A 16,551-nucleotide genomic window follows, 5' to 3' on the forward strand; every position below is an offset into this window, starting at 1 on the left:
AGGAAGAGTTTATGCGACAAATAAAATGTCCTGATTGTAATGAAACATGTATTAAACACGGTGTTTTAAAATCTGGTTCTCAGCGTTGGTTTTGCAAACATTGTAAGGTGGCATTTACCGTTAAAATTAATAATTTAAGTAAAGAGTTAAGCCTATTCTTGAATTGGTTATTCAGCACCAATATTCAAGCTGATATGCCTGGTAAAGGTCGTACATTCAGGCGTAAAACCGCTAAATTTTGGTCCATATGGCCATTGCCACCAAAAGTGGAAGAAGTACATGATGTGGTATATCTTGATGGAATTTACTTAGCTAGGAATTTATGTGTTTTGATTTGTTGCAATGATACTCATGTTCTAGGATGGTATGTCTGTCGTTATGAGCATGCTAGAGCTTGGCAGTGTTTAATGGAACGGATTGCCGAACCTAAAGTTGTTGTGTCTGATGGTGCTAATGGTTTGCCTAAAGCATTACGTAAAGTTTGGCCTCATAGCAGTCACCAAAGATGCTTGTTTCACATTTTTTGTCAGGTTAGACGATATACGACAAGTAGACCTAAAACGTTAGCAGGAAAGGATCTTTATACTCTGGCTAAAGATTTATTTAATGTGAAAACAATGGATCAAGCTCTTGTATGGATTAATGAACTTTCAGCGTGGCGAATGACATATTCTGATTTTTTACGAGAAATGACGATTGATGAATTCGGGAACAAACGCTCTACACATGAGCGTTTGCTTAAAGCCGAATCATCATTATGGCGTCTGATTAGGCAACAAACTTTATTTACATTTTTGGAATGTATTGATATTACAGTACCTACAACAAATAATCGTATTGAAGGTGGAGTAAATGCTCAACTAAGAAGTATGTTACGATCTCATAGGGGCCTTTCACTTGAAAGAAGACTAAAAGCGGTCTATTGGTGGTGCTATATGCACTCACCAAGACCGCTTTCTATTTCAGATATATTAAATTGTATGCCTACAGATGAATCGATTGCTGCTATCTACAAACGGTTATCTGATTATTGCCAAATAGATCGCTCAATACCTCAATGGGGTGATGCTCCTGTTTGGAATGAGCTACATATGTCTACAGATTTTCCAACTTATTGGGATTAGTCACACACACTTTTTGTCCTATAACCCTATACAGTTAAAGAGCATCTCATGTAAGATGCTCTTTTTTATTTCAACATATCTTGTTTTTCTACCTTAGACATGCGGAAGAAATTATATAGTGTTTCTGCCGTCTTATAGTTCATAGATTCCACCTTTGAAAGCTCATCAATGGATGCCTCTTTCATAGCCTCTAAACTATTAAAATGTGCCCACAAGGCTTTGCGGCGTTTAGGGCCAATTCCTTCTATATGATCTAGAATGGATTCTAAATTACGTTTTCCACGAAGCTTACGATGGTACGTAATAGCAAATCGATGGGCTTCGTCACGTATTTGTTGCAGCAATTGAAGCTCTGGTGTGTGATGGCTTAAGATGATACTTTCAGATTGTCCTTCTACAAAGACCTCTTCAATACGCTTAGCTAAAGAGATAACAGGCACATCTGTAACACCTACACCGCGAATCAACGGCAACGCTGCATTGAGCTGACCTTTACCGCCATCGATAATAATCAGGTCTGGCATAGGCCAATCTGTTTCATTACCATAGCGTCGTTCCATAATTTCAGCCATAGACTTAAAGTCATCAGGTTTACCTTGCGTAGTTTTCAATTTAAAACGACGATACTCCTTCTTCGCAGGCTTACCACCTTCAAAGACAACCATAGATGCCACCGTTTCGGCCCCTTGTGTATGGGAAATATCAAAGCATTCCATACGCTCTGGTAATCGCGGCAAGTCTAGGACTTCAGCTAGTTTTTTAACAGCCCCACCGGTCTTATCAATTTGGTGTTGCCACTGACGACGACGCTCTTCTAGGAAGGTTTCTGCATTCTCATGAGCCATCTTAATCATGTCCATCTTATAACCACGCTGTGGCACAGATACGTCTACATTCTGACCTTTAAGCTGTGTAAACCATTCCTTTAACAAGTCTCTATCGGTGCTATCCATAGGTAATAATAATTCCTTTGGAATGAAGTTTGTATCTCCATAGTATTGCTTGATAAAGTCCGTCATGATAGTTTCAGCACTATCTCCATCATGTTGTACAAAGTAGTTCTCACGGCCTAATAGTCGGCCACCACGAATGAATAATAACTGTACACAAGCCATCGAGGTATCCACTGCAATACCTAACACGTCTAAGTCGCCACGCTGTGTAACCATGCGTTGCTTTTCTTGTATCTTTTCAATACTAGATAACTGATCTCGATAATGTGCTGCATCTTCAAAACGTAAGTCTTCTGCAGCAAGCTCCATCTTCTCTTTAATTTCCTTCAGCAAAGGGATAGGCTTACCTTCAAAGAGCTCTATGATTTCATCGATATACTTTCCATAATCCGATACGGAAATCTTATTAAAGCACGGTGCTTCACAGTAGTGCATATGATATTGCAAACATGGTCGCTCTACCTTCATAGACTTACAAGTCCTGAGTGGATAGTACTGGCGTATTAATTTCAATACCACATGTACAGATGTTACATCTGTAAAAGGGCCAAAGTACTTGGCTCCATCGCGTTCTAGTCGGCGCGTCATATATACCCGTGGGTAATCCTCTTGTACTGAGATTTTTACGTACGGATACGTTTTATCATCACGAAGCCTAATATTGTATTTAGGTTCATGCTCCTTAATAAGCGTATTCTCTAAGATAAGCGCTTCCATCTCTGTCTTTGTTTGGATAATCTCCACATCGACGGCACGCTTCATCATAGCCGCAACCTTCGGCGCTCGGTTCGCATCATTACGCACATAAGAACGCACGCGATTTCGCAAATTGATAGCCTTACCCACATAGATGATGCTGTTGTACTGATCACGCCATAAATACACACCTGGTGTAGTCGGTAAATGACTGACCTTCTCTAGTAATTCTTCAGATGGCATATGTCCTCCTTTCCTTATAGATTTCAAGGAAATAGAATACATTCTTCGCTAAGATATGTTCATGGTAAATGCTTAGAAAAAAGTATTCTATTTCCGTTATGATTTTTTATAGAAACAAAATTTAATACCCTATTTTATTTCTTATTTTTAACTGCTTTCATAAATTTCTTAGTCCGTTCTAATACAGGACCTAAAAATTTACCTGTATAACTTTCTTTTACCTTAGCAATTTGTTCAGGTGTACCTGTAGCTACGATAGTACCACCGCGATTACCGCCTTCAGGACCGAGGTCTATGATATGGTCTGCCATCTTAATGACATCTAAATTATGCTCGATAACGACAACGGTATCGCCACCCTCTACGAGTTGTTGCAATACGTGTAATAACTTGCGAATATCCTCGGCGTGAAGACCTGTAGTCGGTTCATCTAGGATGTACAATGTTTTACCTGTGCTGCGACGAGCTAATTCAGTAGCTAATTTAACGCGTTGTGCTTCACCACCAGATAAGGTTGTTGCTGCTTGACCTAAACGAATATAGCCTAAACCTACCTCTTGCAAGGTAATCATTTTACGATTGATCTTCGGAATTGCGCTGAAGAACTCAACCGCATCATCTACCGTCATATCTAGTACATCTGCAATAGATTTACCTTTGTATTTAACCTCTAAGGTTTCTCGGTTATAACGGGCTCCCTTACAAACCTCACAAGGTACGTACACATCTGGCAAGAAGTGCATTTCAATTTTAATGATACCGTCACCACGACAAGCTTCACAGCGGCCACCTTTTACGTTAAAGCTAAAGCGCCCTTGTTTGTAGCCGCGCATCTTTGCTTCCGGTGTTTGACTATAGAGCTCGCGTATAGCATCGAATACACCAGTATAGGTCGCTGGATTAGAGCGAGGCGTACGGCCGATAGGACTTTGGTCGATATTGATGATTTTATCAATATGTTCTAAGCCGCGGATTTCTTTATGAGCCCCTACTTTGTGGTTAGAGCGATATAATTGATTAGCTAAACCTTTGTAGAGAATTTCATTAATCAAGGTAGACTTACCAGAACCGCTGACACCAGTAACAACATTGAATAAGCCGATAGGGAATTTTACATTTACATTTTGTAAATTATTTTCCTTAGCACTACGAATTTCAATGCAGTTCTTACCTGGTTTACGGCGTTCTTCAGGAAGTGCGATAAATTTACGACCACTCAAATATTGACCAGTAATGGAGTTTTCTACCTTCATCACTTCGTCTACCGTACCAGCGGCAATGATTTGACCGCCATGCTCACCTGCACCGGGCCCAATGTCCACGAGATAGTCAGCCGCACGCATCGTATCTTCGTCATGTTCTACAACGAGCAAGGTGTTACCTAAGTCCCGTAACCCTTTTAAGGTATCGATGAGTCGATCATTATCTCGTTGATGTAGACCTATGGACGGTTCGTCTAGGATGTACAATACACCTACCAAACCAGAGCCGATTTGCGTAGCCAAACGAATACGTTGTGCTTCACCACCAGAAAGGGTCCCTGCACTACGGTTCATAGTAAGATAATCAAGGCCTACATTATTGAGGAATCCAAGACGAGCATTGATTTCCTTCAAAATTTGAGCGCCAATCACTTGTTCCCGCTCTGTTAACTGTAACTTACCAAAGAAATCGAGTGCTTCTTTAATGGTCAATTGGGTCACTTCATTGATGTTCTTATCCCCTACGGTTATAGCTAATACTTCAGGTTTAAGACGAGCTCCATGGCATGTAGTACAAGGCTTAATGGACATAAATTTTTCAAACTCTTCACGCATAGAATCTGTAGAGGCTTCACTATGACGGCGTTTTACCATCGGTAAAATACCTTCGTACTCAGTAAAGAATTCCTTTACTTCGCCGCGCATATTTTCGTACGTGAAAGCAACCTTATCTGTAGTGCCATACATTACTTTTTTCTGTAATGCTTTTGGTAATTCATCATAGGTAGAGTCTAAAGAATATCCATTAGCTTTTAACAAACCTTCTACTTGGCGCATAAACCATGCATTAGGGTTAGAACTCAACGCTTGCACACAACCATCGGCAAAGGTAATAGATCCATCTGGAATAACGCGTTCTTCGTCTACTTCCATGGTAGAGCCAATTCCCAAACAAGCTGGGCAGGCACCAAATGGACTGTTAAAGGAGAACATACGTGGCTCAATTTTCGGTAAGGAAATATGGCAATCTGGACATGCAAAGTGTTGGCTATACATGTGTTCAGGTCCATCTACCTCTTGGATAACTACAATACCTTCTGCCCATTTTGATGCGGTCTCCATAGAGTCTGCTAAGCGAGATTCAATACCTTCTTTTACAACGAGACGGTCTACTACGATATCGATAGAGTGTTTTTTATTTTTTTCTAATACAATATCTTCATCTAATGTACGTACAGCGCCATCTACACGGGCACGAACAAAACCTTCTTTTCGAAGTTGATCAAAGACGGATTTATGCTCTCCTTTTTTCCCTTGAATCATAGGGGCTAATACTAAAATCTTAGTACCTTCTGGGAAGTTCATTACATCGTCTGTCATTTGTTGTATCGTTTGCTGTGTAATAGGCTTACCACATTCAGGACAATGAGCATGGCCTACGCGAGCAAATAATAGACGCAAGTAATCGTAAATCTCCGTTACAGTACCAACTGTAGAACGAGGGTTACGGCTTGTAGTCTTTTGGTCGATAGAAATAGCTGGAGATAAACCTTCAATATAGTCTACATCGGGTTTATCCATTTGTCCCAAGAATTGACGTGCATAAGCAGATAAAGACTCTACATAGCGTCGTTGCCCTTCTGCGTAAATTGTATCAAACGCTAAGGATGATTTACCAGAACCACTGAGGCCAGTCAACACGATAAACTGATCCCGTGGTAAGGATATATCTATATTTTTAAGATTATGCTGACGTGCACCTTTTACAATCAATTGATCTTTCATTATGTTCCCTATTTAAAGAGATGATACCAATCGGCATCATCTCTTTTTACTAACATGAAATAATATATGTATATTATCGCACATATAGTCTATATAATCTATGTGTTTTATTACAATCTATTTACTCTTTGAGCTAGTCCGCTTTCTACCTTTAGTTGATGCAGGTTTTTTTAACTTGCTTTCACCTGCACTATGCATATCGGACCATTGTTGACGTAGTTCCCCTAATTGATCACGAAGTTTTGCAGCCTTTTCAAATTCAAGCTGCTTTGCAGCGGCCTTCATTTGACGATCAAGCTCTTCAATTTTATTGAATAACTCTTCCGGCGTTATATCTGCCACCTTAGGACTAGATATATCTTGTGCATATGGTTCGTGTCCATGGTCCATACCCGTTGTAGAGGATTTCTTTTTCCCTTTCTTCGGTGAAAAGTCCTTTCCATCGGTGACCATATCTTCTTCAATTTTCGTCAACTCAATAAGCTCTTTTACATCTTTAGAGACAGACTTAGGCGTAATATTATGTTCAATATTATAAGCCTCTTGCACGGCACGACGACGATCTGTTTCATCGATGGCGCGCTGCATAGAACCTGTTACACGATCAGCGTACATGATAACGTGACCATTCACATTACGAGCAGCGCGACCAATAGTTTGAATCATGGCTGTATCGGAGCGTAAGAAACCTTCTTTATCCGCATCTAAGATAGCCACTAAAGAAACCTCTGGCATATCGAGACCTTCACGAAGCAAGTTGATACCAACTAGTACATCGAATACACCAGCTCGTAAGTCCCGAATAATTTCGGCACGCTCGATAGTAACGATATCAGAATGGAGATAACGAACGCGGACGCCCATCTCCTTCAAGAACTCTGTTAAGTCCTCAGCCATCTTTTTCGTCAATGTCGTAACGAGAACGCGTTCATTCTTAGCTGCACGCTTATGAATTTCACCGAGTAAGTCATCCATTTGCCCCTTAATAGGACGAATTTCAATGGATGGATCTAATAAGCCTGTAGGACGAATAATTTGTTCTGCAATATTCGTTTCCACTTCCATTTCATACGGACCAGGTGTGGCTGATACATAGACGATTTGATTAATACGCTCTACGAATTCATCGAATTGAAGTGGTCTATTATCGAGTGCAGATGGTAAACGGAACCCATATTCGATAAGGGATTCTTTACGAGCACGGTCACCATTATACATGGCACGAATTTGCGGAATCGTTACATGAGACTCATCCACCATAATGAGGAAATCATCTGGGAAATAGTCTATCAATGTATATGGAGCTTCTCCAGCCTTACGTTCAGACATATGGCGGGAATAATTCTCGATGCCCGAGCAATAACCCATTTCTTGCATCATTTCTATATCGTAACGGGTACGCTGTTCAAGACGTTGAGCCTCCAATAGGCGGTCAGCAGCTTTCAACTTAGCTAATTGTTCGTCTAATTCAGCCTCAATACGCTCTACAGCAATACGCATCTTATCTTTCGTTGTTACATAGTGAGATGCTGGATAGACTGCAACGTGCTTACGCTCTGCAATGACTTCACCTGTTAAAGCATCTACCTCAACAAGGCGATCAATTTCATCACCGAAAAGTTCCACCCGAATGGCTCTTTCACTGTAAGCGGCTGGGAAGATCTCGATAGTATCACCTTGAACACGGAAGGTACCACGAATAAAATTCATATCATTTCTCGTATACTGAATATCTACGAGTTTAGATAGAATTTCATCGCGAGATTTCGTCTGACCTAAGCGCAAGGACAATACGAGTTCAGAATAATCCTCAGGGTCACCTAAGCCGTAAATACAACTAACAGAGGCAACGATGATTACGTCGCGACGCTCGAAAAGACTCATAGTGGCACTATGTCGTAATTTATCGATTTCATCATTGATAGACGCATCCTTCTCAATGTACGTATCACTTGAAGGAATATATGCTTCTGGTTGATAGAAATCGTAATAAGACACAAAGTATTCTACCGCGTTATTAGGGAAGAAACTTTTAAACTCGCTACATAATTGAGCAGCCAATGTTTTATTGTGTGCAATAATCAAGGTCGGTTTTTGTACCGCCTCGATAACCTTAGCCATCGTAAATGTCTTACCTGTGCCAGTAGCACCGAGCAAGACCTGAGCCCATTCACCGCGCTCAATACCTTCTGTTAGAGATTGTATGGCAGTTGGTTGGTCCCCAGTAGGCGTAAAGGGCGCCTCCACTTTAAATGGTTGGCCCCCTTCGTAATTATATGTATTATGTTTCATTACTGTTCATCCTGATGTTTACGGATAGCTTTGAGCTCTTCCTCAGATAGACGACGACCTGCATTTTCTGCTTGGTTCAACGTATCTTCACCTTCTAATACTTCGATGAGCATAGCAATAGAGAATCGATCTAATGTAGGTGTAGTCTTTTGGATTTCATCTGCCATCATCCAATCTGATTCAGTATAGTTATTAATACGTTCTGTAATCTCTTCCCAGTTTGAAAGTAGCAATCTTGTAATAGGGCGATATAATTCAATGCCGAAATACTCGATTAAGCCAACAATCTTTTCCATATTTTCTAGGCTAACATTACATTCATTTTTTTTATTTTCAGATTCTACATATTCAAGTAAGAATTCCCGGTTATATTTATTTGTCACCTTGAATCATTCCTTTATTAAATAGTGCATTAGCAAATTCTTTCGCATTAAATGGACGCAAGTCATCCATGCCTTCGCCAACGCCGATCCAGCGAACAGGTACGCCTAATTCCTCTTTAATAGAGATAACTACGCCACCTTTTGCTGTGCCATCAAGCTTAGTCACAACAATACCATTTACTGGTACTGCTTGACCAAATAATTTAGCTTGGCTTACTGCATTTTGACCTGTAGTACCGTCTAACACGAGCAATGTTTGATGTGGTGCCCCTTCTACGTGGTTATTCGCTACGCGGCCCATCTTCTTAAGTTCTTCCATAAGATTAACTTTAGTGTGTAAACGACCTGCAGTATCTACAATAACGAGGTCTGCATTACGAGCTTTAGCTGCTTCCATTGCATCATATACTACGGCTGCAGGGTCAGCCCCTTCTTTATGTTTAACGATAGGTACACCTACGCGATCTGCCCAGATAGACAATTGATCAGCCGCAGCGGCACGGAATGTATCACCTGCAGCAATAATTACCTTTTTGCCTTCTTTAGTGTAATAGTTAGCCAACTTAGCAATAGTCGTAGTTTTACCGACACCATTTACCCCAACTACAAGGATAACCTCTGGGTGGTGAAGTGTAATTTCATCTTCTTGGTCAACTAGCATTTCTGTAATGCGGTCTTCCATGAATGGCATTACATCACCAGTATTGTTAATAATACCTTCTGTTACACCACGACGAATTTCTTTCATCAAATATTCTGTCGTTTTAGGACCAAGGTCACTAGTGAGCATAACTGCTTCTAAATCATCTAAGAAATCATCATCAATTTGTGCATAACCGATAACGATACTTTCAACGTTTTTTACAAAGGACTTACGAGTTTTCTCTAAGCCGTCTTTAATTCTATCAAAGAATCCAAATGCCATTATGCTAGATCCTCCTTCACATCTTCAAATGCTACTGTTAATAATCGCGATACGCCTCGTTCAACCATGGTCACCCCTTGTAATACTTCGGCAGCTTCCATCGTCTTTTTACGGTGCGATACTACGATAAATTGTGTTTCTTTATTTACCCGATTTAAGTAAGAACTAAATCTTTCTACATTGGCTTCATCAAGGGCTGCGTCAACTTCGTCAAGCACACAGAATGGCGCAGGACGATAATCGAGGAACGAGAATAATAAAGCAATAACCGTTAAGGCTCGTTCACCACCGGACAACAAGGTCAATTGTTGACGTTTCTTCCCTGGCGGCTGAATGTAGAAATCGATACCACCAGTTAAGATATTATCTGGATCAGTCAATACAATTTGAGCCGTACCACCACCAAATAGTTGGCTAAATACCTCTTGGAATCTACGACCTACTACATCTAATACATCGTATAGCTGTGTACTCATAGCCTTGTCCATTTCAGCAATAACCGCTTGCAATTGCTCTTTCGCTGTATCTAAATCTACTAATTGTGTGGATAAGAAATCATAACGCTCTTTAGTTTCTTCATATTCTTCAACAGCGTTCGGATTGACTGGACCAAGCTCGGCAATTTCAGCCATCAAACGTGCTTGTTCATCCTTCCAATCACTGACGGAACCTTCAATGCGAAGAGCCTGCGCATCTTCTAAGGTAAAGCCTAACTCTTGTAGTTCTTCTACAAAGCGTTCGCAATCCATGCGATGACGGGTAATTTTACCTTCCATATCAACGAGTCGACCTTGAACGACTTTATATCGTTGGTTCAATCGATCTTGTTCACCGAGGATAGATTCCATCTCTTCACGTCCTGTAGATGTTTTATCATAAGCCTCATCGCGAAGTGCACGCAATCGTTCAACCTCCGCTGTAGCAGAAGCCAATTCTTCCTCTGCCAATTCTTTATCCTTGGGTAGCTCCACTTCGCAGCGCTCTGTAGTGCTAATTAGCAGATTACGTAACGGTGTTAAGCGCTCTACAATGTTAGCAATGGATTGATTACGTTGTTCTCGCTGAGCTTCGCGTTCCTTAATGGTTTGTCGCAACGTATCACAGGTGAGGCGTGCCTCTGTGAAAGCTTCATAAGCCTCTTGCTGTACCTTTTGTAATACAGTTAAACGCTCCATTAAGGCCCCTTGATTGCCATCTACACCGTGGTCTTCTTGCAAAGAAGCCAATGCTATTTCTTGGTCTTTCAAGTTAGCCGTTGTACGAGCTAAATCAATATCGATTTGTAATAAACGTTGCTCTTCTTCACGGAGAACACGTTTCTTACGCTCCATTTGATTTTGAATATTTTGTACCTTTGTTTCGCTAGCCACATACAGTAAGTTCGTATGTTGGTAGCTTTCATCAAGGGCACCTCGTTCTTTTTCAGCTTCATCAACCCGTTTTTCAAGGTTTTCCAAGCTAGCTGTTAAGGAACGAATTTGTTCTTCAATTTGCAATAGCTCTTGTTCAAGGCTAGTCGCCTCTTCCTTACGGCTCAATACAGAGGCACGCTTACGCTTTGTAGCACCACCAGTTAAAGAACCACCAGGTTGGAATTGTTCCCCTGTAAGCGTAACGATACGCAATTGTTGATTATATTTTTTTTGCAGACCAATTGCATCATCCATGGAGGATACTACCAAGGTGCGCCCCAATAAGTATTGGAAAATATGAGCGTATGTATTATCAACGGAAATACAATCAACAGCAGTACCGATTACACAGCTTTCATGTAAAGCCGGTGTATCATAGGGTTTTCCTTTTACAGAATCCATTGGCAAGAAGGTTACGCGGCCACCTTGGATAGATTTCAAATAATTGACACCCTCCGCAGCAGCCCGAGCAGTAGTGGTCACAACGTGATTAACACTACCACCTAATGCCGTTTCGATAGCCGTAGTATATTTATCTTCTACCGTAAAGAGATCACCAACAGCACCCGTAATCTGTTCGCGCCAAGATCCTTTACCGTTTAGGATATTCTTAGTACCTTCTAAATAGCCTTCATGTTGTTCTTCCCATTGGGCTAATAGTTCGATACGACCTTTAACACGTTGCTCTTGGGTACGTAATTTTTGTAACTCTTTGCGTTCCTCACGAGCTTGTATAACTGCTTCTTTACCACCATCAACGAGGGCTTGTCGTTGTGCAGAAATAGCAGTAAATTTCTGACCAAGTGATTCATATTCAGCACGTGCTGCTTGTAGTTCACTATCTACTTGACCTATTTCATCCTTTAAAACTTCACATTGTTTTGTAGACTCTTCCTTACGAGCTTCTAAGCTACGAATACTAGCCTTTGCTGTTTCAATAGCGCTCACAAGCTCTAATTGATGTTGCTCAAAGGCTTCTCGATTAGACTGCAATGACTGGAACTTAGCTTGCTCGGCGCTAACATCTTCAACAGCTTTTTTATAATTAGATTCTAACGCTTCTAGCTTAGACTCTTTTTCTACTAATTGAGCACTTTCATCTTGAATCAACTGATTTAAAATGCGCAATTGTTGTTCTTCGCCCTTTTGCGTAGCTTCTAGTTCGCTAATACGCATAGATATTTCATCTAATTCACGATGAGCTGTCTTCAACTGTTCTTCTAACAGACGTAAATGACCTGCTAAACGTTCTTCATCACGTTGCTTTTCCGTATACTGAGCTTCCCACAACTTGAGTTGTTCTTGCTCTTTTGTTGATGCGGATTGCAAGGTATGACGGCGCGCTTCCAATTTAGACAATTCAGTTTGAAGCTCAATCTCTTCATTCTTAAATGCAATATTATCATTTTCGAAACGCGTTAATAAACGATCAGAGGTCTTATAATTGTGAAAGCCTAATGCCCCATCATAGTCGCGCTTTGTACGACTTAAGGTCATATACTTTTTAGTCTTTTCCGCCTTTTCAGACAAAGGTCCTAGTTGTTCTTCGATAGTAGCCATTACGTCGCGTACGCGTTCCATGTTTCTGTCTGTGCTAGCAATACGACGCAATGCATCTTCTTTGTTGATTTTAAAACGAGAAATACCTGCTACATCTTCAAAGATCAAACGACGCTCTTCAGGCTTTGAATTCAAAATAGCATCAATACGGTTCTGACCGATAATAGCCATTGAGTCTTTCCCAAGGCCTGTATCAGCTAATAAAAGATGAATATCCTTTAAACGACAAGAACGTTTATTGATAAGGAACTCACTTTCACCAGTACGATAAATACGGCGTGTAATAGCAACCTCAGCCATATCTACATCTAATTGATGGTCACTATTGTCAAATACAAGTGTAACCTCAGCTGCACTCATTGGTTTACGTTTTTCCGTACCAGAGAAAATAATATCCTCTGCTTTTTGACCACGTAAGTTACGGACATTGGATTCCCCTAAAACCCATTTCATAGCATCCGTAATATTACTTTTACCACTTCCGTTAGGTCCAATAACGGCAGTCATTCCTGGCGAGAATTTTACAACCGTTTTATCTGCAAACGATTTAAAGCCCTTTAATTCTAACCGAAGTAATTGCATGACTGCCTCCTTTCTACTAACAACCCCGAATAATCATATCTTTTATTATAACATATATTGTAGGCCATCAATACAGCAACGAACAGTATTTCTCGTATTATCTTCACACCAATCTATGCTAAATTGAGGATATGTTTCTTGGAAATATAAAATATTGCGATTTTTGAGACCTCGAACCTTTGATGTACTGCTTCTAGGATAAGAAATTACAATCCTATGTTTCATCAAAATATTACCACTATCCGAATAAGATCTACATTTTACCTTATGGGTATGGTAACAATCAAAATGAGAAAAATTGTAATCATTTTGCTTTCCTAATAAATTTTCTAAAGAAAGATGTTCATCAATACATCTTTCAATACGTTGTTTATATTGTTCATTTACAACGAGCTCACCCATAGCAGGTTCATAGGGACCTGCTACTAAACTATTGCCTGAATCGAGCTCTTCCGTGCTTTGTAATCCTGTACGTATAACTTCAATATTATGCTGTTCAAACCATTCCTTTAAGAATGTACAATATTTAATAGCTTGTTCAGTACTTAATGGCTCATATTCACCAGATCTATATTGATCTGCTAGTTCTGTATTTTCTATAACAAGAACAGGATAGATTCGAACAAAATCTGGTTCTAGTTTAACTACAGCAATAGCGGTTTCTAGAATGGTTTCCCAAGTTTCACCTTTTAATCCTGGTAAAAGCTGAACACCTACAGTCATTCCACGTCGCTTTAATCGCGCAACAGCATCTACTACCTCTTGTGCTGTGTGACCGCGCTTAGCATCGACTAAAATACCATCATTCATAGATTGTACGCCAAGCTCTACTGTTTTTACGCCATAGGATTGTAACAATGAGATAGCCTCATCCCCAACAGCATCAGGCCGTGTAGAGCAACGTATACCATCGATTATGTCCTGTTGTAACATCTCATAAGCTGGCGCTAATAAGGTATGTTGCAAATCGTGATGAATGGCTGTAAAAGAGCCTCCATAAAAGGCGACCTCCCAAAACTTATCATTTCGTTTTTTACCCACATAATCTGTAATCGTTTTTTTTATATAATCCGGTGTTAGGTGACTAATACCAGATTGACCTGTAATACGGGACTGGTTACAAAATGTACATACATAAGGACACCCTACATGAGGTATAAAAAAAGTTATCATACCAAATGGTTTCATAGTCACTCTCCTTTCTTATATAAAATAAACTCAGCCAAAACCTTTTATATTAATATATTAATATCCATGTATTTAATCCTTATGATATGTAATTAATATATTAAGATATAAGGCTTTCGATACAACGATTATAAGATAAATATATTTACTATTCTATATACTATTATACAGAAAAAAGCGCCATTAGGCGCTTTTCTATTTGTCCATTAACTTTTCTAACGTTAATTGAGCCGCATGTTGTTCTGCAATTTTTTTACTTTTACCAGAGCCTGCCTCGTAAGTAACACCATTGATTTCGACCACCATATGGAAGGTCTTAGCATGGTCGGGACCACTTTCACTGAGCAAACGATAGACGATATGTTTATCACCATCCCGTTGCACATATTCTTGTAACAAGGTTTTATAATCTTTGCCCCGTTTACCTTCTAAAGCTTGCTTGATATAAGTAATGAGATGTTTTAAAACGAAGTTCATCGCCGTTTGGTAATCTGTAGAAATATAGATAGCACCAATGAGAGACTCAAAGGTATCCGCTAAAATAGAATTACGATTATTACCACCAGAAGCACATTCACCATGACCGAGCAATAAATATTGCCCCAATTGCAAAGAACGACTTACAGATGCTAAAGAATCCTCACACACTGTAGCGGCCTTAATTTTCGTCAAATTACCTTCGGCCATGTCTGGATATGTCTTAAATAGGTATTCCCCAATAATAAGATCCAAAACAGCATCGCCTAAAAACTCTAATCGCTGATTGTGATTAATATGCTTTGATTTATGTTCATTCGCATAAGATGTATGTGTAAAAGCACAATCTAAAATGGATATATCTGACACAGGTATGTCTAAACGAGCAACAAGCCCATGAAGAGATTCTTCACGAGCTTGTGTCATCTTACTCTTATGCGCTTCAACAGCTACCATTAGCCTTCATAACGGCGTACGCAAAGTGTACCGTTATGACCACCAAAACCGAAAGAGTTGGAAAGAGCACATTTAACTTGAAGGTCACGTGCACCTTCGCGAACATAGTCAAGATCCAAACCTTCATCAGGGTTGTCACAGTTGATTGTAGGATGAACTTTGCCAGTTTCGATAGCCATCGCCATAACGATAGTTTCGATAGCACCAGCAGCACCTAACAAGTGACCTGTCATGGATTTTGTAGAGTTAACAGCGATGTCTTTAGCATGATCGCCGAATAATTCTTTAATAGCCAATGTTTCATTTTTGTCATTAAGGCCAGTAGATGTACCATGAGCATTGATGTAGTTAACGTCTTTAGGATCGATACCTGCATCTTTAATTGCTAATTCCATACATTTACGAGCTTGTACACCACCTGGAGCTGGTGCAGTAATGTGGTAAGCATCGCCATTAGTACCATAACCTACAACTTCAGCGTAGATATGAGCACCACGAGCTTTTGCGTGTTCTAATTCTTCAAGAACAACGATACCAGAACCTTCACCCATTACGAAACCATCGCGATCGCGGTCAAATGGACGAGATGCTTTTGTTGGTTCGTCATTGCGTGTAGACATAGCTTTCATAGCTGCGAAACCAGCTACAGCTGCAGGAGATACAGCCGCTTCAGTACCACCGGCAAACATAATATCAGCATCACCACGTTGGATAATACGGAAAGCATCGCCAATAGCATTTGTACCAGAAGTACAAGCTGTTACGTCTGTAATAACAGGACCTTTAAGGCCAAGACGGATGGATACACGTGCAGATGTCATATTGGCAATCATCATAGGAACTGCAAATGGACTTACACGGCCAGGACCTTTTTCGAATAATGTTTCATATACTTCATGGATGGAGTCGATACCGCCAATACCAGTACCAACTACAGTACCACAACGATCTAAATCTTGTTTATCTAAATCAAGATCAGCATCTTCACAAGCAAGAACAGCAGCACCGATAGCCAATTCTACAGAACGGTCCATACGACGAGCTTCTTTCTTGTCTACGCCATAGTTTGTAACATCAAAATCTTTTACTTCACCAGCAATACGCGTTGCATAGTCAGATGCATCAAAGCGTGTAATTGGCCCAATACCAGATTGACCTGCCAATAACGCATTGTAAAAGTTCTCTTTACCGATACCTACAGGAGTCACTGCCCCTAAGCCAGTAATTACTACACGTTTTTCCAATTATTCCACCTCTTATAGCTATACAGCCC

At 40.2% G+C, this 16,551-nt stretch carries 10 protein-coding genes; 1 reads left to right on the top strand and 9 read right to left on the bottom strand.

The features are described 5' to 3' along the window. Positions 1-11 precede the first annotated feature (11 nt). Positions 12-1,124 (top strand): IS1249 family transposase, encoded by a 1,113-nt coding sequence (locus VEIT17_RS05585; protein WP_105085552.1) that lies wholly within the window; start codon positions 12-14, stop codon positions 1,122-1,124. A gap of 65 nt (positions 1,125-1,189) precedes the next feature. Here the strand turns inward: VEIT17_RS05585 and uvrC are convergent, their stop codons facing one another. The 9 genes from uvrC to fabF all read right to left on the bottom strand — a co-directional run bounded on the left by uvrC (position 1,190) and on the right by fabF (position 16,522). After that, complete coding sequence (uvrC, locus tag VEIT17_RS05590; RefSeq protein ID WP_178885173.1) at positions 1,190-3,016, bottom strand: excinuclease ABC subunit UvrC; 1,827 nt, start codon at positions 3,014-3,016, stop codon at positions 1,190-1,192. 134 nt (positions 3,017-3,150) lie between these two features. Beyond that, positions 3,151-6,003, bottom strand: coding sequence for an excinuclease ABC subunit UvrA (gene uvrA, locus VEIT17_RS05595; RefSeq protein WP_178885175.1), 2,853 nt, complete (start codon positions 6,001-6,003; stop codon positions 3,151-3,153). A 117-nt stretch (positions 6,004-6,120) separates the two neighbouring features. Then, positions 6,121-8,295, bottom strand: a complete 2,175-nt coding sequence (uvrB, locus tag VEIT17_RS05600) for an excinuclease ABC subunit UvrB (RefSeq protein WP_178885177.1) — start codon at positions 8,293-8,295, stop codon at positions 6,121-6,123. Further along, positions 8,295-8,591 (bottom strand): hypothetical protein, encoded by a 297-nt coding sequence (locus VEIT17_RS05605; RefSeq protein ID WP_233542569.1) that lies wholly within the window; start codon positions 8,589-8,591, stop codon positions 8,295-8,297. The genes uvrB and VEIT17_RS05605 overlap by 1 nt, the downstream gene beginning before the upstream one ends. A 76-nt stretch (positions 8,592-8,667) precedes the next feature. Next, positions 8,668-9,603: a signal recognition particle-docking protein FtsY gene (gene ftsY / locus VEIT17_RS05610; protein WP_178885179.1), complete on the bottom strand. Its 936-nt coding sequence runs from the start codon at positions 9,601-9,603 to the stop codon at positions 8,668-8,670. Next, entirely contained in the window at positions 9,603-13,157 is a 3,555-nt protein-coding gene (smc, locus tag VEIT17_RS05615; protein ID WP_178885181.1) for a chromosome segregation protein SMC, read from the bottom strand. Before smc ends, ftsY begins: the two co-directional genes overlap by 1 nt. A 45-nt stretch (positions 13,158-13,202) precedes the next feature. Beyond that, the gene (locus tag VEIT17_RS05620; RefSeq protein WP_178885183.1) at positions 13,203-14,345 is read right to left on the bottom strand and encodes an elongator complex protein 3; all 1,143 of its coding nucleotides are present in this window, start codon (positions 14,343-14,345) and stop codon (positions 13,203-13,205) included. A 195-nt stretch (positions 14,346-14,540) separates the two neighbouring features. Further along, a complete protein-coding gene (gene rnc, locus VEIT17_RS05625) occupies positions 14,541-15,278 on the bottom strand; it encodes a ribonuclease III (protein WP_178885185.1) in 738 nt (245 codons plus the stop codon). Continuing rightward, on the bottom strand, positions 15,278-16,522 hold the full coding sequence (gene fabF, locus VEIT17_RS05630; RefSeq protein WP_005386970.1) for a beta-ketoacyl-ACP synthase II: 1,245 nt from the start codon (positions 16,520-16,522) through the stop codon (positions 15,278-15,280). The genes rnc and fabF overlap by 1 nt, the downstream gene beginning before the upstream one ends. Between the last annotated feature and the right edge of the window lie 29 nt (positions 16,523-16,551).

This window comes from Veillonella nakazawae, assembly GCF_013393365.1.
GTDB lineage: Bacteria > Bacillota > Negativicutes > Veillonellales > Veillonellaceae > Veillonella > Veillonella nakazawae.